Below are 16,545 nucleotides of genomic sequence, written 5' to 3' on the forward strand. Positions count from 1 at the left end.
GTACGTTCCTGACTCCGCGTCCGGGGCCGCAGTGCCCTGCGCCTATGGTTGCTCCAGCGCTCCCACCACCGCCCAGCCAGCCCTGCCGCTCGCGTAAGGACAGCAAGGACAGCGATGCCGTCGAATACCACCGCCTCTTCCGGTCATAAGTCCGGCAAGAAGAAGGGGCGCCGAGCCCGCCTCATCGTGATCGTCCTGGTCCTGGCCATCGTGGCGGGCATCGGTTACGGCGCCTACTGGAGCGTCGACACGGTGCGCGCCTCCTTCCCGCAGACGAAGGGGACGGTCAAACTCGACGGCCTCTCCGGTCCCGTCGACGTGAAGCGCGACGGCAACGGCATCCCGCAGATCTACGCCGAGTCCGACGCCGACCTGTTCATGGCCCAGGGCTTCGTGCAGGCGCAGGACCGCTTCTGGGAGATGGACGTCCGCCGCCACACGACCTCCGGTCGGCTCTCCGAGATGTTCGGGAAGAGTCAGGTGAAGACTGATGAATTCCTGCGGACACTCGGGTGGCACCGCGTGGCGCAGAAGGAGTACGACTCCAAGCTCTCGCCCGCGACGAAGAAGTACCTCCAGGCGTACTCCAAGGGAGTCAACGCCTACTTGAAGGACAAGAGCGGCAAGGAAATCTCCCTGGAGTACGCCGCCCTCGGCTTCACCAACGACTACGCGCCCCAGAAGTGGACCCCCGTCGACTCCGTGGCGTGGCTCAAGGCCATGGCCTGGGACCTGCGCGGCAACATGCAGGACGAGATCGACCGCTCCCTGATGACCAGCCGTCTGGGCCCGTCCCAGATCAAGGACCTGTACCCGGCGTACCCTTACGACCGGAACAAGCCCATCGTCCAGGAGGGCGCCTACAACAGCGTCACCAAGGAGTACGAGGGCAAGGGCAGCGCGGGCAGCCAGTCGCAGACCGGCGGCGCCGCGGGCACGGGCCTGGCGGGCAACACCGAGGCTCCCGGTGGACTGCAGTCCCAGCTGTCGGGCCTCTCCGACATCCTGGACAGCGTCCCGGACGCGGGCCTCGGGCCGAACGGCAACGGCATCGGCTCCAATTCCTGGGTGGTCTCCGGCGACCACACGATCACCGGGAAACCACTGCTCGCCAACGATCCGCACCTGTCACCGCAGCTGCCGTCGACCTGGTACCAGATGGGCCTGCACTGCCGGTCGGTCTCCAAGGACTGCCAGTACGACGTCTCCGGCTACACCTTCGCCGGGATGCCCGGCGTGGTCATCGGCCACAACCAGGACATCGCCTGGGGCATGACGAACCTCGGCGCCGACGTCACCGACCTCTACCTCGAGAAGTTCGAGGGCGACGGCTACGAGTACGACGACAAGGTGCTGCCCTTCAAGTCCCGCGTCGAGACGATCAAGGTCGCGGGCGGCAAATCCAAGAAGATCACCGTCCGGGAGACCGGCAACGGACCTCTGCTGTCCGACCGTGACACCGAACTGGGGAAGGTCGGCAAGAAGGCCACGGTCGACAGCGCCGCCCCCGACCGGGGCGACGGCTACGGAGTCTCGCTGCGCTGGACCGCCCTGAAGCCGGGCAAGTCGATGGACGCCGTCTTCGAGCTCAACAAGGCGAAGAACTTCCCGGAGTTCCGCAAGGCGGCCGCTTCTTTTGAAGTGCCCTCGCAGAACCTGATCTACGCGGACACCAAGGGCCACATCGGCTACCAGGCACCGGGCAAGATCCCGGTACGCGGCAAGGGCGACGGCGCGCTGCCCGCGCCCGGCTGGGACTCCGACTACCGCTGGACCGGCTACATCCCGCAGTCCGCGCTGCCCTACGAGTACGACCCGAAGCGCGGCTACATCGTGACCGCCAACCAGGCCGTCATCGGCAAGGACTACCCGTACAAGCTCACGTCGGACTGGGGCTACGGGGCGCGCAGCCAGCGCATCACCGATCTGATCCAGTCGAAGATCAAGAACGGTGGGAAGGTCTCCACCGAGGACATGCGCACGATGCAGATGGACAACAGCAGCGAGATCGCCAAGGTGCTCGTGCCCAAGCTGTTGAAGATCGACGTCAAGGACAGCTACGTACGTGAGGCGCAGAAGCTCCTCGAGGGCTGGGACTACACCCAGGACCCCGATTCGGCTGCCGCCGCGTACTTCAACTCGGTCTGGCGCAACATCCTCAAGCTCTCCATCGGCAACAAGCTGCCCAAGGAGCTGCGGGTCAAGGGCCAGTGCCTGAACGTCGACCCGGCCGGGAACACGGGCCCCGCCGACGAGGCCGAGCCGGTGCGCGAGTGCGGCCAGCGTGACGCGGAATCCGCGCAGCCCGACGGCGGCGACCGCTACTACGAAGTGATCCGGTCGATCCTCGACGACGAGAAGAACGACTGGTGGAAGTCGCCCAAGACCCGCACGGACGCCGCGACCAAGACCCGCGACCAGCTGTTCGGCCGTGCCCTCGAGGACGCGCGCTGGGACCTGACGGCCAAGCTCGGCAAGGACGTCGACACCTGGAGCTGGGGCCGCCTGCACCGGCTGACCCTGAAGAACCAGACCCTGGGCGTCGAAGGCCCCGGCTGGCTCCAGTTCATGCTCAACCGCGGCCCGTTCAAGCTGGGCGGCGGCGAGGCGGCGGTCAACGCCACCGGCTGGAACGCGGCGGGCGGCTACGGAGTGCAGTGGGTGCCGTCGATGCGCATGGTGGTGAACCTCGACGACCTCGACAAGTCCAAGTGGATCAACCTCACCGGCGCTTCGGGGCACGCCTACAGCGCGCACTACACCGACCAGACCAGCAAGTGGGTCAAGGGCGAGCTGCTGCCGTGGTCCTTCTCCGAGAAGGCCGTGAAGGGCAGCACGAACGACACCCTGGTGCTGCGGCCCTGAGCAGCCGCACCAAGCAGTGAAAGGGCCCTCCACGCGCGCGTGGAGGGCCCTTTCTGTCTGCGGAAGGGTCAGCGGAAGCGGCGTACTCCCGATGGGGTGACGACGGCGTGCACCGGCTTGTCGTGCGCCTCCTGGGGGACGCGGGCGACGACCTCCGTGTCGTACAGGAGCACCACCAGGGCGGGATCGGCCCCGGCACGCCCGAGCCGGTCGAGCACCCTGTCGTACGACCCGCCGCCGCGCCCGAGCCGCATCCCGCGCTCGTCCACGGCCAGGCCAGGAAGGAGCACCGCGTCCGCCGCGACGACGGCATCGGGCCCGAGCCGCGCCCCCGAGGGCTCCAAGAGCTGGATCTTTCCCGGGTGTTGTACGGGGGCCAGCGAGGCACCGCCCTCATAGGCGGCCCAGTCCAGGTCGTTGTCCGCGAGGAGCACCGGCAGCAGAACCCGTGTCCCCCGCGAGTGGAGGGCGTCGAGGAGCGCGCGCGTCCCCGGTTCGCTTCCCACAGAGACGTACGCCGCGACCGTGCGCGCCCCGGCGAGCTCGGGCAGCTCCAACGCGCGCCCCGCGAGAACCGCTGCCGCCTTCTGCGCGTCATCCCTAGTCAACCCGCGTCTCACCGCGAGGAATTCTCCGCGCAACGTGCGCTTGGTTGGCTGGTCCGAGGCAGGTTCCAAGCCAGGTTCTTCCATGGTGCGCTCACAAACCCTTCCAACTACGCTCATATGAGAACAAAATGTCCTGACCCACAGATTGCGCACATACTCACCGGTTATGGTTACGGACATGACTGAGTCTCACCCCCCAAGGATCAGCAAGGCTGTCATCCCCGCGGCAGGTCTGGGCACCCGGTTCCTGCCCGCCACCAAGGCCACTCCGAAAGAGATGCTGCCGGTCGTCGACAAGCCGGCGATCCAGTACGTGGTCGAGGAGGCCGCCTCCGCCGGCCTCGATGACGTCCTCATGATCACGGGCCGCAACAAGCGCCCCCTGGAGGACCACTTCGACCGCAACTACGAACTGGAGTCGGCCCTTCTCAAGAAGGGCGACGAGGCGAGACTCGCGAAGGTCCAGGAATCCAGCGACCTCGCGACCATGCACTACGTACGCCAGGGCGACCCCAAGGGACTCGGTCACGCCGTCCTGTGCGCCGCCCCGCACGTCGGCAACGAACCGTTCGCGGTGCTCCTCGGCGACGACCTGATCGACCCGCGCGACCCGCTGCTCGCCCGCATGGTCGAGGTCCAGGAGCGGCACGGCGGCAGCGTCATCGCCCTCATGGAGGTGGCCCCCGAGCAGATCCACCTCTACGGCTGCGCGGCCGTGGACGCCACGGACGAGGGCGACGTCGTCAAGGTGACAGGCCTTGTCGAGAAGCCCGACGCGGCGGACGCCCCCAGCAACTACGCGATCATCGGCCGGTACGTCCTCGACCCCCACGTCTTCGACATACTGCGCAAGACCGAGCCGGGCCGCGGCGGCGAGATCCAGCTCACCGACGCACTCCAGCAGCTCGCCGCCGACGAGAAGGTGGGCGGCCCCGTGCACGGCGTCGTCTTCAAGGGCCGCCGCTATGACACCGGTGACCGCGGAGACTATCTGCGTGCCATTGTCAGACTCGCGTGCGAACGTGAAGACCTGGGCCCGGACTTCCAGGCCTGGCTTCGCAGTTACGTGTCCGAGGAGATGTAGCACTTTGAGCAGCAGCGCGACGACCGAAGTCACCGGCCAGGAACATGTCTGGTCGGTGAGCGAGCACCTGGACGACATCCTCGGATTCGTCCGCCCCCTGGAGCCCATCGAGCTCCAACTCCTCGACGCCCAGGGCTGCGTCCTCGTCGAAGACGTCACGGTGCCCGTCTCGCTGCCGCCCTTCGACAACAGCTCCATGGACGGGTACGCGGTCCGGGTCGCCGACATCGCGGGCGCGAGCGAGGAGTTCCCCGCCGTCCTGACGGTCATCGGCGACGTGGCCGCGGGCCAGAGCGAGCAGCCGGTCGTCGGCGCGGGCCAGGCCGCCCGCATCATGACCGGCGCCCCGCTGCCGCCCGGCGCCGAAGCCGTCGTCCCCGTGGAGTGGACCGACGGAGGCCTCGGCGAAGGCCCCGTCTCCGGGATGCGCGCGCACAGCGCGGCCCCTGACGGAGCCTCCGGAGAGGTCCGCGTACACCGCCCCGCCGAAGCACGCGCGCACGTGCGGGCGCGTGGCAGCGACGTCCAGGCAGGTGACCGCGCGCTGAGCGCGGGCACGGTCCTGGGCGCCCCGCAGATCGGCCTGCTCGCCGCGATCGGCCGTGGCACGGTCAAGGTGCGCCCGCGCCCCCGCGTGGTCGTCATGTCCACCGGCAGCGAACTGATCCAGCCCGGCGAGGAGTTGGCCAAGGGCCAGATCTTCGACTCCAACAGCTTCGCCCTCACCGCCGCGGCCCGCGACGCCGGAGCGATCGCCTACCGCGTGGGCGCGGTCGCCGACGACGCCGAGACGCTGCGCTCCACCATCGAGGACCAGCTGATCCGCGCCGACCTCATCGTCACCACCGGCGGCGTCAGCGTCGGCGCGTACGACGTCGTGAAGGAAGCCCTCTCCTCCGTGGGCGACGAGGACGAGGACGGCAGCGGCATCGAGTTCCGCAAGCTCGCCATGCAGCCGGGCAAACCGCAGGGCTTCGGCTCCATCGGCCCCGACCACACCCCGCTGCTCGCCCTGCCGGGCAACCCCGTGTCGTCGTACGTCTCCTTCGAGCTCTTCGTACGTCCCGCCGTGCGCGCCCTGATGGGCCTCCCGGACGTCCACAGGCCCACGGCGCGTGCGGTGCTCAGCGCCGACAAGACGCTCACCTCGCCCGCCGGGAAGCGGCAGTTCCTGCGCGGGCAGTACGACGCCGACGCGGGCAGCGTGCGGCCCGTGGGCGGCGCGGGCTCCCACCTCGTGGCGGCCCTCGCGCACGCGGACGCGCTGATCGTCGTCCCGGAGGACACCACTTCGGTGGAGCCAGGAGCCGACGTCGAAGTGGTCCTGCTCGGCTGAAGGGCGCTCCCGCGCGATACGGTGTCGCGCACATAGGCCCCCTCGCGCCGCACCGCGGGAGGCCCGGACCGGGAGCGCCACAGCACATGACCGCGATTTCCCGGGGGGAGACCCCCGGAACCCCTGAGCACCAGAGACTGACGCACATCGACGAGGCGGGCGCCGCCCGCATGGTCGACGTATCCGCGAAGGACGTGACCGCGCGCACCGCCCGCGCGAGCGGCCGCGTCCTGGTCTCGCCCCGCGTGATCGAGCTGCTGCGTGGTGAGGGCGTCCCCAAGGGCGACGCCCTCGCCACCGCGCGGATCGCGGGGATCATGGGCGCCAAGCGCACGCCCGACCTGATCCCGCTCTGCCATCCGCTGGCCGTCTCCGGAGTGAAACTCGACCTCTCCGTGGCGGACGACGCCGTCGAGATCCTCGCCACGGTGAAGACGACGGACCGTACGGGCGTCGAGATGGAGGCCCTCACCGCGGTGACCGTGGCCGCCCTCACGGTGATCGACATGGTCAAGGCCGTCGACAAGGGCGCGGTCATCACGGACGTACGCGTCGAGGAGAAGTCGGGCGGCAAGTCCGGAGACTGGAGCCGCGAAGGAGCCGGCGCATGACGGCCTACCGCGCGCTCGTCGTCACCGCCTCCAACCGCGCGTCCGCCGGCGTCTACGCCGACCGGGGCGGGCCGATCATCGCCGACGCGCTCTCCGCGCTCGGCTTCCAGGTCGAAGGCCCCCAGGTCGTCCCCGACGGCGAACCCGTCGAGCAGGCCCTGCGCGCCGGAGCCGACGCCGGATACGACGTGATCCTCACCACAGGCGGCACCGGCATCTCGCCCACCGACCGCACCCCCGAAGCCACCCGCGCCGTCATCGACCACGAAGTGCCGGGCATCCCGGAGGCGATTCGCGCGTACGGCAGACAGAAGGTGCCCACGGCCGCGCTGTCCCGCGGTCTCGCCGGAGTCGCCGGGCGCACGCTCATCGTGAACCTGCCGGGCTCCACGGGGGGCGTACGGGACGGGATCGCCGTCCTGGAGCCCCTCCTCACGCACGCCATCGAGCAGCTCAGGGGCGGCGACCATCCCAGACCTGCAGGTGGTGCGAGCTGAACAGCCCCTCCTGGCCGGTCGAGCTGACGGACGGCGATGTCGCCCTCCGCCCGATAAAGATGCGCGACCAGAGGCCATGGCGTGAGGTCAACCGGCGCAACCGGGACTGGCTGCGCCCCTGGGAGGCGACGATCCCGCCGCCCACGCCCAGCGGCCCGATCGTGCACCGCCCGACCTACCGCCAGATGGTCAGGCACCTGCGCGCCGAGGCGCACGCCGGGCGCATGCTGCCTTTTGTGATCGAGCACCAAGGGCGTCTCGTCGGACAGTTGACGGTTGCCGGGATCACCTGGGGATCGATGTGCTCGGGCCATGTCGGCTACTGGGTCGACCAGTCGGTCGCGGGCCGCGGCGTGATGCCGACCGCCGTCGCTCTCGCGGTCGATCATTGCTTCCGATCGGTCGGGCTGCACCGTATCGAGGTCTGTATTCGCCCGGAGAACGGGCCGAGCCGCAGGGTCGTGGAGAAACTCGGATTCCGCGAGGAGGGGCTTCGTCCACGATATCTCCACATCGATGGCGCCTGGCGCGATCATCTTGTCTTCGCGCTCACCGCGGAAGAGGTACCGGAAGGGTTGCTCAGGCGCTGGCACCAGGCACGACCCCGGAAGACCGCGTAAATAGAATAAGTGTTTGAAATTAATCGGTGATCGACCGTCTGGGGCCCGACTTGGTCCCTCTGGAGCATTAATTTCACGATCGCGGTGACCTGTTGATCGCATCAGTCACAAAAAAAGTTCGAGATATCAGCCAGATCGTGCGACACACCGACTCAATTGGCAGATGGCCTCAAGCAAACCCCTCTACCGTGTGAGGCGTGAGCAGCAGCGGCCTCATCTACGCAGTCATCGTCGGGGCCTGGGCCGCCTACTTGGTGCCGATGTGGCTCCGTAGGCAGGACGAGCTCAATGAAGCCCGTCCGACGGAACGCTTCAGCACCGCCATCCGGCTCCTGTCCGGACGGGCGGCGATGGAGCGCCGATACGCCAAGGACCTGCAAGCGCGCTCGCCTGAAGAGGAGGAGTCGCGCGAACCGGACAACGTCACCGGCTCGGTGGACGTCCGGGCCTTCGTCGCGCCCCCACATCGACAGGGCGGGCACGGCGCACAGGGCGCACGGGGCGGACACGGCGCACAGGAAGAGCGGCCCGAGTCGCACGGCAAGGCGCCGGTCAAGCCCCAGGCGCAGCAGCCCCAGGCCAGACCGCCGGCGCAGCAGTCTCCGCAGCGGTCCCAGACCCAGCGGCCTTCGCGGCGGTCCCAGGCGCAGCCCGCGGCGAAGTCCCCGGCCAAGCCCTCTGTGCGGGCGCAGGTGAACACTCCGGCGCCGACCCCGACTCCAACCCCGAATTCGACCCCGAATCCGACCCCGGCGCCGACCGGCGCACGGCCTCAGCAGTCGCCCGCCCAGCGGGCCGCATCGGCGGAAGCAGCCGCGCGCGCCCGGCGCTCGAAGGTGCTCGCGCGCCGTCGGCGTACGACGGTGATGCTGTTCGTCGCCTTCTCGCTCGGCGCGATCGTCGCCGCGGTGGGCGGGCTCGCGTTCCTCTGGGCGCCCGCAGCACCGGCCGCGCTCCTGAGCGCCTACATCGTGTACCTGCGAGGCCAGGAGCGGCGCCGCTTCACCTACACCATGGACCGGCGCAGGGCCGAGGTCGCGGCGCAGCGGCTGCGGGAACGCCAGCCGCGCAGGCGTGCGCCGGGCGGCGCCGAAGCCGTTGTCGACGACGCGGAGGAAGGACCGGCGCCCGATACGGAGACCGGTCTCTCGGCGCTCGCCGCCGACCGCCGCGCCCTGGTCGAGCAGACCGACCACGCCGAGTGGGTGGACCAGCAGCGTGAGCGGCAGCGCCGACCCGGGCACGGCGACAGCTGGGACCCGGTGCCGGTGCCCCTGCCGACGTACGTGACCGCCCCGGTCGCCCCGCGGGCCACTGGTGACGTCGACTTGAGCGCGCCCGACGCCTGGAGCTCGGCGCGTTCGAGCTCCGTGGAGCCCGCCGCCGACGAGGCGGAGGCGAGCGAGTCCGGCGACGAGTACCCCGAGTACGACGAGGGCGCGGAAGGTGCCGACGGCGTGGACGGAGTCGACGGCCGCAGTGACGCACGGCGGGCCGCCTCCGCGCGCCGGGCGCGCGAGCGCGGACGTACGCCGCTCTTCGATCAGTACGACGAAGGCGAGCGACCGCGGGCCGCCAACGAGTGAGGCTGGCCGGCCAGGTCACAGGCCGGGTCGCCAGCCAGGTCACCGGCCTGGTCACCAGCCAGGAACGGATTTCCGAGCACCCGGATCGGGATGCTAGAGTTTCACTCGTTGCAAGGGCCTGTGGCGCAGTCTGGTAGCGCACCTCGTTCGCATCGAGGGGGTCTGGGGTTCAAATCCCCACAGGTCCACTGCACATGAGATCCCGTCCAGTTCATCGAACTGGGCGGGATCTTTGCTGTGCCTCAGACTTGAAGCGCGGGGGGAACTACAGCTGCTTCGCGAAGCAGCGGCTCAGGTCCTCGAAGCGGTAGTGGCCGAACTTGGCGGGGGCCGGGGTGTAACCGGTCGAGGTGTAGAGGGCTATGGCCTCCGGCTGCTTCGTGCCCGTCTCCAGGACCATGCGCGTACGGCCCGCGCTCCTCGCGTCGTCCTCGAGGGCCGCCAGGATGCGGCGGGCCAGGCCGAGGCCTCGGGCCTCCGGGGTGACGTACATGCGCTTGATCTCGGCGTCGCCGTCCGCGTACCCCTCGTCGTTCTTCTCGTGACCGCGCCAGCCGCCGGTGGCCAGCGGGGTGCCGTTCTCGTCGTAGGCGAGGAGGTAGAGCCCGAGCGGGGCGGTGAACATGGCCGGGTCGAGAGGTGTGACGTCGCCCTCGTCGCCGTACCGCACCGCGTACTCGAGCTGCACGCGGTCGTTGAGCTTGACCGCGTCGGGGTGGTCGAAGGGGGTGGGGCGCAGCTCGACGGAGGGCCGCTGCGGCGGTGACTGGATACTCATGCGAACCATCGTACTTCTATGCGGCCGACTGTGTGGCGGGCTGTGTGGCGGGCTGTGCGGTGGAGTGCGCTCATTCATCAAGTGTGCCGGTATCGTTCCGGGATGCTCACCGTGACCAGCGTGAATGTGAATGGGCTGCGCGCCGCCGCCAAGAAGGGCTTCGTGGAGTTCCTCGCCGAGACCTCGGCCGACGTGCTCTGCCTCCAGGAGGTACGGGCCGAGCCGCAGCAGTTGCCCGAGGAGGTGCGGGCACCCGAGGGCTGGCACGTCACGCACGCGCCGGCCGCCGCCAAGGGGCGCGCGGGCGTCTCCCTCTATACGCGGCGTGAGCCGGACCGGGTGCAGGTCGGGTTCGGGTCGCAGGAGTTCGACGGCAGCGGGCGTTACATCGAGGCCGATCTGCCCGGCGTCACGGTCGCGAGCCTCTATCTCCCCTCCGGCGAGGTCGGCACGGAGCGGCAGGACGAGAAGATCCGCTTCATGGGGGAGTTCCTCACGTACCTGAAGGGGCTCAAGAAGCGGTCCGCCGCCGAGGGGCGCCAGGTCGTGGTCTGCGGTGACTGGAACATCGCGCACCAGGAGGCCGACCTCAAGAACTGGAAGGGCAACAAGAAGAACTCGGGCTTCCTGCCCGAGGAGCGTGCCTGGCTCAGCGAGGTCTTCGAAGGTGACGCCGACGACGGGGGCGCCGGGTACGTCGACGTGGTGCGCGCGCTGCATCCCGACGTCGAGGGGCCCTACTCCTGGTGGTCCTACCGGGGTCGCGCCTTCGACAATGACTCGGGTTGGCGCATCGACTATCACGTGGCGACGCCGGGGCTCGCGGAGCGCGCGGTCAAGGGGTTCGTGGAGCGGGCGGCCACTCATGAGGAGCGTTGGTCGGACCACGCGCCCGTCACGGTGGTCTACGACATGTGACGCCGCGCGGCGGCATGGCTTGTTGCGGGCACGTACCTGACAATGACTCAACTGTCCGCCGTGTGTGGGGGAGCCTTCATGTCCGGGATGCCGTTGTCGTTGTCACTGTCGTCTCGTCGGAGTGTGTTGCTCGGCGCCCTGGGCGTCGGGCTCGGGGCGGGGCTGCCGTTGGCCGCCGCGTCTCCCGCCGGGGCCGGGGGCGGTGACTCGGGCGGGGTGCCGCGGCATACGCCGCCCGTGATTCTCACGGAGCAGGCGACCCAGCGGATTCTCGTGCTCGATCCGCGGCGCAGGGTCTGGGACGAGGAGGCCGAGCCGTCCGTCGTGCGGTGGGAGTTCTCGCCGATGCGGCACGCGGGGTACGAGGACCTTGAGCCGGAATACAGCTGGGTGTATCCGAGTGAGTCCAAGGTGCGCAGGCATGGCGGGCGTACGTACGTTCTGACGACCGCGTCCTTCGGGTTCGTCGGCGTCGTCCACTATCCCTCGGGCAAGCGCTACTGGGGCGCGGCGATCGGTCCCGGCGACGACCTCTTCAATCCGCACAGCGCGGAGATCCTGCCTGACGGCAATGTCGCGGTGGCGTGCAGTACGGGGGCGCTGGTCAGGCTCTACGCGGCCTCACAGGGGCCGCGGGCCTCGCGGTACGCCGAGGTGGAGCTCAAGGGGGCGCACGGGCTGCACTGGGACGGTGCGCGTGAGGTGCTGTGGGCCATCGGTGACGATGAGTTGGTCACGTACGAGGTGGGCGGGTCGCGGGCTCGGCCCTCGCTTCGGCAGCTTTCCTCGGTGGGGCTTCCTGTGGGGACGCCGGGTAAGACGCCGGGGGGTCATGACCTTTTCCCTGTGGCCGGGCGTCGTGGGCGGCTCTGGGTGACCACTAATGCGTCCGTCTTCCAGTACGACGTCGGGAGCGGGGCCTTTGTGCAGGACTTTGCTGGGCGTGAGGAGATTGCCCGGAAGTCGGTGAAGGCTGTTGGTGATGATCCGCGGACGGGGCAGGTTGTCACCACTGTGCCTGAGGGTGGGCTTGAGGAGACGTGGTGGACGCGGAAGGTGAGTGTTCATCGGCCGCGGGGGGAGTACGAGTTGGTTGGGGGCGGGATTTATAAGGCTCGGTGGTTCTTGCCTCGGTAGGGGTGCGGTGGGGGAGGGCTGAGGTTTGCCTCCGGCGGGTTTTCCCCGACCCCGCCCCTTCCCGGCTGTGACATTTGCGGCTCCGCCGCGGGTCGCTCGGCGCGAGGGCCCTGCGCCTTATCTGTGCCGTCGTCACCGGCTTCGCCGCGTTCGTCCTCAAACGCCGGACGGGCTGAAAAACCAATCGCCGGACGGGCCGGTACTGCTACTCCTCCTCCGGCTTCTCCGAAGCCAAGCGGCGGTCCAGTGCCATCGACAGTTCCGCTTCCACCACGCTCTTCGCCAGTGGGCGCAGGCGTTCGATGCTTACGTCGTCTGCTTCGGGCGGGGTGTGGGTGCGGATCATCGTGATGAACAGCTCCGCAAGCGCGTCCGCGTGTTCGCGTACGCGTTGGCCCGCCTCCAGGACTGCCGCCAGCGGGATGCCCTCGCGGACCAGTGCCGATGAGACGTCCAGGAGGCGGCGGCTCACGTGGACGATTTCTTCGCCGTCCGTGCCGAGGTAGCCGAGGTCCATCGCCGCGGCGAGGTTCTCGGGGGTGACCTCTCCCGCGAAGTGGTCGGCGAGTTCCTCGGGGGTGAGGCGGACCGGGGTCTCCTCGGTGGGTTCGCCGATGCCCAGGAGTTCGCCGACGTCGCGGCCGTTCTCGAAGGCCTCCGCCAGTTCCGCGATGCCGCTCAGGGTGTGGCCGCGCTCCAGGAGAGCGGCGATCGTCCGCAGTCTGGCCAGGTGGTGGTCGTCGTACCAGGCGATACGGCCCTCGCGGCGGGGCGGCGGGATCAGGCCGCGCTCACGGTAGAAGCGCACGGTGCGCACCGTGATGCCGGCCGCCTTGGCCAGCTCCTCCATGCGGTACTCGCGTGTCTCTGCCACGGCAGCAGCCTATGTGCTGCCGGATCGTGCCGGACCGGGAGTGTCGTGCGCGTGTTCTACCGGCGGTAACTCGGGGCGCCAGACCCCTACCCATCAGTAGGCAGGTGTTCTACTCTCCCAATTGCGCCAGTGGTCACTGGCAGAGTCGTGAGCGGTTCAGTTCGGGAGGCGGCGGCATGGCCGAGGATGAGGATGGGCGCCAGCAGGAGCGCGAACCAGGGAGCGAGCGCGAGCATGTGCGGGTAGCTGTGATCGGGTCCGGGTTCGGTGGGCTCGGTGCCGCCGTTCGGCTGCGTCGCGAGGGTGTTACCGACTTCGTCGTCCTCGAGCGGGCCGGTGCGGTGGGCGGTACCTGGCGGGACAACAGCTACCCGGGCTGCGCGTGCGACGTGCCCTCGCATCTGTACTCGTTCTCCTTCGCGCCCAACCCCGACTGGCCCCGCACCTTCTCCGGCCAGGAGAAGATCCACGAGTACCTGGAGCGGGTCGCCGACACCTTCCGGCTCCGCTCGCACATCCGCCTCAACACCGAGGTGAAGCAGATGCGCTGGGACGCGGACAAGCTGTGGTGGGAGGTCGAGACCGGCGACGGCACCACTCTCACCGCCGACATCGTCGTCTCCGCCACCGGGCCGCTCTCCGACCCCAAGCTGCCGGACATTCCCGGCCTCGACACCTTCGAGGGCAAGGTCTTCCACTCCGCGCGCTGGGACCACGACTACGACCTGCGCGGAAAGCGCGTCGCGATGATCGGCACCGGGGCCTCCGCCATCCAGATCGTGCCCGCCATCCAGCGCGAGGTCGGCAAGCTCACGCTCTTCCAGCGCACCCCGCCGTGGGTCCTCCCGCGCATGGACCGCGCCATCAGCAAGGCCGAGCGCTGGCTGCACCGCCAGCTGCCGTTCACCACACAGGCCCGGCGCGGAATCCTGTGGGGCATACGGGAGTTGCAGGTCCAGGCGTTCACCAAGCGGCCGAACGAGCTCGGCGCGGTCGAGCAGATCGGCAAGGCGAACATCGCCCGTGCCGTCAAGGACCCGGCGCTGAGGGCCAAGCTGACGCCGTCGTACCGCATCGGCTGCAAGCGGATCCTGCTCTCCAACACCTACTACCCGGCGCTCGCGCAGCCCAACGTGGACGTCGTCGCCAGCGGGCTCAGCGAGGTCCGCGGCAACACCGTCGTCGCCGCGGACGGCACCGAGACCCAGGTCGACGCGATCATCTTCGGTACGGGATTCCATGTGACGGACATGCCGATCGCCAACCGTGTGGTGGGCCCCGACGGCGTGACGATGATGGAGACCTGGAAGGACGGAATGAAGTCCCTGCGCGGCGCGACCGCTGCGGGCTTCCCCAACTTCATGACGGTCATCGGCCCGAACACCGGCCTCGGCAACTCCTCGATGATCCTGATGATCGAGGCCCAGTTGAACTATCTCGCCGACTACGTACGGCAGTTGGACGTACTCGGCGGCCGAGCGGCGCTCGCCGCGCGGACGAGCGCCGTGAACGACTGGAACGACAAGGTCCAGGAGCGCATGAAGCGCACCGTGTGGAACACCGGCGGCTGCAACAGCTGGTACCTCGACGAGAACGGCGTGAACACGACGATCTGGCCGGGCACGACGACCGAGTTCAGGAACGCCACGCGGCGGGTGGATCTCGCCGAGTACGAGGTGGTGCGCCCGCCGAAGGCGGTCGTGGGGGCGAAGCCCGCTGACGCGGGGAAGCGCAAGTCGCGTACGGCGAAGAAGGCTGAGGCAGGGGCATGAGCAGGCTGACGCATGTGACGAGCGGGCCCTTCGCGCCGCCTGCCGCGGCGCGGGAGCTGACCGTCGTGTCGGCGGACGGCGCACGGCTGCACGCTGAGGTGCACGGGCCTGAGGGCGCGCCCGCGGTGGTGCTCGCGCACGGATGGACGTGCTCGACCGCCTTCTGGGCGGCGCAGATACGTGACCTTGCCGTCGATCACCGGGTCATCGCGTACGACCAGCGGGGGCACGGGCGCAGTGTCGCCCCTGACGGCGTCGAGGGCTACAGCACCACCGCCCTCGCCGACGACCTGGAGGCGGTGCTCGCGGCGACGCTCGAACCGGGGGAGCGGGCCGTGCTCGCCGGGCACTCGATGGGCGGCATGACGATCATGGCCGCGAGTACGCGGTCAGGGTTCCGGGAGCACGCGGCGGCGGTTCTGCTGTGCAGCACAGGCAGTTCGCGCCTTGTCGCCGAGTCGCTCGTGGTGCCGATGCGGGCCGGGCGGCTGCGGACGCGGATCACGCGGTCGGTCCTCGGTGCGAAGGCGCCCCTTGGGCCTGTGACGCCGCTGGCCCGCAAGATCCTCAAGTACGCGACGATGGGGCCGGGTTCGGCCCCGGACCGGGTCGACGTGTGCGCGCACATCGTGCACGGGTGCCCCAGGGTGGTGCGCTACCGCTGGTCCCACGTGCTCGACGAGATCGAACTCGACGCGGGTGTACTGGAGTTGAACGTGCCGACCGCGGTCATCGCGGGCACGGCCGACCGGATGACGCCCGTCACGCACGCACGGCGCATCGCCGGGATGCTGCCGGACTCCCTCGGTCTCACCGAGCTGCCGGGGCTCGGCCACATGACGCCGGTCGAGGCGCCGGAGGCGGTCACGGGCGGGATCAGGGATCTTGTGAAGAGGTACGTACGGGTCGGCGATCAGCAGGTTCAAGGGCTTGCGGGCCTTGAGGGGAGCAGCGCATGAGCAAGGTCAGCCTGGAGGGTCAGGTCGCGGTCGTCACCGGCGCGGCGCGTGGCGTGGGGGAGTTGCTCGCGCGGAAGCTGTCGGCGCGGGGTGCGAAGATCGCGCTCGTCGGCCTGGAGCCGGACGAGCTGAAGCAGGTGGCGGGGCGGCTGCACACCGAGGCCGAGGCCTGGCACGCGGACGTGACGGACCACGTCGCGATGGCCCGGGTCGCCCAGGAGGTCAAGGAGCGGTTCGGGAAGGTCGACATCGTCGTCGCCAACGCGGGCGTCGCCAACGGGGGCCCGTTCGTCGAGTCCGACCCCGAGGCGTGGCGCCGGGTGATCGAGGTCAACCTCATCGGCAGCGCGGTGACGGGGCGGGCGTTCCTGCCGGTCCTGATGGAGAGCAGGGGCTATCTGCTCCAGATCGCCTCCCTCGCCGCGATCACGCCGGCGCCGATGATGACGGCGTACTGCGCGTCGAAGTCGGGCGTCGAGGCGTACGCGCACTGTCTGCGGGCCGAGGTCGGCTACAAGGGCGTGAAGGTCGGCGTCGGCTACCTGTCCTGGACGGACACGGACATGGTGCGGGGCGCCGATCAGGACGACGTGATGCGGGAGTTGCGGCAGCGCTTGCCGTGGCCGGCCAACAAGACGTACCCGCTGGGCCCTGCCGTCGACCGGATCGTCGCCGGTATCGAGCGTCGCTCCAGCCATGTGTACGCGCAGTGGTGGCTGCGGGGCATGCAGGGCATCCGGGGATACCTGCCGGGGGTCATCGGCTCGGTCGGCCAGCGCGAGATGCGCAGGTTCGAACCCCGGCTTGGTTCGGTCTCCACTGGGCTCGTGGGGGCGGGGGGCTCCGCCGATGAACAGGTGCGTAGTGGGCGGTAGTTGATGCTGGGGCGGGCTCCGCTTC

The 16,545-nt window shown here is 69.4% G+C and carries 15 protein-coding genes and 1 tRNA gene; 13 read left to right on the forward strand and 3 right to left on the reverse strand.

The features are described from left to right. The first annotated feature begins 114 nt into the window (after nt 1–114). Nucleotides 115–2,865, forward strand: a complete 2,751-nt coding sequence (locus ACWFRJ_RS21410; RefSeq protein WP_453532975.1) for a penicillin acylase family protein — start codon at nt 115–117, stop codon at nt 2,863–2,865. A gap of 68 nt (nt 2,866–2,933) precedes the next feature. On the opposite strand, the gene ACWFRJ_RS21415 is transcribed toward ACWFRJ_RS21410, so the two are convergent. Continuing rightward, nucleotides 2,934–3,557, reverse strand: a complete 624-nt coding sequence (locus tag ACWFRJ_RS21415; RefSeq protein WP_453532977.1) for a 5-formyltetrahydrofolate cyclo-ligase — start codon at nt 3,555–3,557, stop codon at nt 2,934–2,936. A gap of 94 nt (nt 3,558–3,651) precedes the next feature. On the opposite strand from ACWFRJ_RS21415, the gene galU reads away from it, so the two are divergent. The 7 genes from galU to ACWFRJ_RS21450 all read left to right on the forward strand — a co-directional run bounded on the left by galU (nt 3,652) and on the right by ACWFRJ_RS21450 (nt 9,395). Further along, nucleotides 3,652–4,557, forward strand: a complete 906-nt coding sequence (gene galU / locus ACWFRJ_RS21420) for a UTP--glucose-1-phosphate uridylyltransferase GalU (protein ID WP_389904822.1) — start codon at nt 3,652–3,654, stop codon at nt 4,555–4,557. A 4-nt stretch (nt 4,558–4,561) separates the two neighbouring features. Further along, entirely contained in the window at nt 4,562–5,893 is a 1,332-nt protein-coding gene (gene glp / locus ACWFRJ_RS21425) for a molybdotransferase-like divisome protein Glp (RefSeq protein WP_453532981.1), read from the forward strand. An 86-nt stretch (nt 5,894–5,979) separates the two neighbouring features. Next, entirely contained in the window at nt 5,980–6,504 is a 525-nt protein-coding gene (gene moaC / locus ACWFRJ_RS21430) for a cyclic pyranopterin monophosphate synthase MoaC (RefSeq protein WP_453532984.1), read from the forward strand. Continuing rightward, nucleotides 6,501–7,001 (forward strand): MogA/MoaB family molybdenum cofactor biosynthesis protein, encoded by a 501-nt coding sequence (locus tag ACWFRJ_RS21435; RefSeq protein WP_453532987.1) that lies wholly within the window; start codon nt 6,501–6,503, stop codon nt 6,999–7,001. The genes moaC and ACWFRJ_RS21435 overlap by 4 nt, the downstream gene beginning before the upstream one ends. After that, nucleotides 6,998–7,621, forward strand: coding sequence for a GNAT family N-acetyltransferase (locus ACWFRJ_RS21440; protein ID WP_453533530.1), 624 nt, complete (start codon nt 6,998–7,000; stop codon nt 7,619–7,621). Before ACWFRJ_RS21435 ends, ACWFRJ_RS21440 begins: the two co-directional genes overlap by 4 nt. Nucleotides 7,622–7,818: 197 nt before the next feature. Beyond that, nucleotides 7,819–9,207 carry a divisome protein SepX/GlpR gene (sepX, locus tag ACWFRJ_RS21445; protein WP_453532990.1) on the forward strand — a complete coding sequence of 463 codons (1,389 nt, stop codon included), beginning with the start codon at nt 7,819–7,821 and terminating at the stop codon, nt 9,205–9,207. A 114-nt stretch (nt 9,208–9,321) separates the two neighbouring features. Then, nucleotides 9,322–9,395, forward strand: a tRNA-Ala gene (locus tag ACWFRJ_RS21450). A gap of 77 nt (nt 9,396–9,472) precedes the next feature. Here the strand turns inward: ACWFRJ_RS21450 and ACWFRJ_RS21455 are convergent. Then, nucleotides 9,473–9,985: a GNAT family N-acetyltransferase gene (locus ACWFRJ_RS21455; protein ID WP_453532993.1), complete on the reverse strand. Its 513-nt coding sequence runs from the start codon at nt 9,983–9,985 to the stop codon at nt 9,473–9,475. A gap of 102 nt (nt 9,986–10,087) precedes the next feature. Here ACWFRJ_RS21455 and ACWFRJ_RS21460 point away from each other — a divergent pair, with 102 nt between their 5' ends. After that, nucleotides 10,088–10,903 carry an exodeoxyribonuclease III gene (locus ACWFRJ_RS21460; protein WP_453532996.1) on the forward strand — a complete coding sequence of 272 codons (816 nt, stop codon included), beginning with the start codon at nt 10,088–10,090 and terminating at the stop codon, nt 10,901–10,903. 123 nt (nt 10,904–11,026) lie between these two features. Next, nucleotides 11,027–12,040 (forward strand): DUF6528 family protein, encoded by a 1,014-nt coding sequence (locus ACWFRJ_RS21465; RefSeq protein WP_453532999.1) that lies wholly within the window; start codon nt 11,027–11,029, stop codon nt 12,038–12,040. Between the two features lie 205 nt (nt 12,041–12,245). On the opposite strand, the gene ACWFRJ_RS21470 is transcribed toward ACWFRJ_RS21465, so the two are convergent. Next, nucleotides 12,246–12,890, reverse strand: coding sequence for a MerR family transcriptional regulator (locus ACWFRJ_RS21470; protein ID WP_453533533.1), 645 nt, complete (start codon nt 12,888–12,890; stop codon nt 12,246–12,248). A 200-nt stretch (nt 12,891–13,090) separates the two neighbouring features. Between ACWFRJ_RS21470 and ACWFRJ_RS21475 the strand changes: the two genes are divergently transcribed. The 3 genes from ACWFRJ_RS21475 to ACWFRJ_RS21485 are packed head-to-tail and all read left to right on the forward strand — an operon-like array spanning nt 13,091 to nt 16,520. Beyond that, a complete protein-coding gene (locus ACWFRJ_RS21475) occupies nt 13,091–14,686 on the forward strand; it encodes a flavin-containing monooxygenase (RefSeq protein WP_453533002.1) in 1,596 nt (531 codons plus the stop codon). Beyond that, nucleotides 14,683–15,645 carry an alpha/beta fold hydrolase gene (locus ACWFRJ_RS21480; RefSeq protein ID WP_453533005.1) on the forward strand — a complete coding sequence of 321 codons (963 nt, stop codon included), beginning with the start codon at nt 14,683–14,685 and terminating at the stop codon, nt 15,643–15,645. The genes ACWFRJ_RS21475 and ACWFRJ_RS21480 overlap by 4 nt, the downstream gene beginning before the upstream one ends. Next, nucleotides 15,642–16,520: an SDR family oxidoreductase gene (locus ACWFRJ_RS21485; RefSeq protein WP_453533008.1), complete on the forward strand. Its 879-nt coding sequence runs from the start codon at nt 15,642–15,644 to the stop codon at nt 16,518–16,520. The genes ACWFRJ_RS21480 and ACWFRJ_RS21485 overlap by 4 nt, the downstream gene beginning before the upstream one ends. The last annotated feature ends 25 nt before the right edge of the window (nt 16,521–16,545 follow it).

This window comes from Streptomyces sp. NPDC055239 (assembly GCF_053606205.1).

Coding starts and splice junctions, on each gene's coding strand:
- ACWFRJ_RS21415 (WP_453532977.1), bottom strand. CDS start 3,557: ATGGAAGAACCTGGCTTGGAACCTGCCTCGGACCAGCCAACCAAGCGC.
- galU (WP_389904822.1), top strand. CDS start 3,652: ATGACTGAGTCTCACCCCCCAAGGATCAGCAAGGCTGTCATCCCCGCG.
- ACWFRJ_RS21475 (WP_453533002.1), top strand. CDS start 13,091: ATGGCCGAGGATGAGGATGGGCGCCAGCAGGAGCGCGAACCAGGGAGC.
- ACWFRJ_RS21485 (WP_453533008.1), top strand. CDS start 15,642: ATGAGCAAGGTCAGCCTGGAGGGTCAGGTCGCGGTCGTCACCGGCGCG.
- ACWFRJ_RS21460 (WP_453532996.1), top strand. CDS start 10,088: ATGCTCACCGTGACCAGCGTGAATGTGAATGGGCTGCGCGCCGCCGCC.
- ACWFRJ_RS21410 (WP_453532975.1), top strand. CDS start 115: ATGCCGTCGAATACCACCGCCTCTTCCGGTCATAAGTCCGGCAAGAAG.
- moaC (WP_453532984.1), top strand. CDS start 5,980: ATGACCGCGATTTCCCGGGGGGAGACCCCCGGAACCCCTGAGCACCAG.
- ACWFRJ_RS21435 (WP_453532987.1), top strand. CDS start 6,501: ATGACGGCCTACCGCGCGCTCGTCGTCACCGCCTCCAACCGCGCGTCC.
- ACWFRJ_RS21470 (WP_453533533.1), bottom strand. CDS start 12,890: ATGGAGGAGCTGGCCAAGGCGGCCGGCATCACGGTGCGCACCGTGCGC.
- ACWFRJ_RS21480 (WP_453533005.1), top strand. CDS start 14,683: ATGAGCAGGCTGACGCATGTGACGAGCGGGCCCTTCGCGCCGCCTGCC.
- ACWFRJ_RS21455 (WP_453532993.1), bottom strand. CDS start 9,985: ATGAGTATCCAGTCACCGCCGCAGCGGCCCTCCGTCGAGCTGCGCCCC.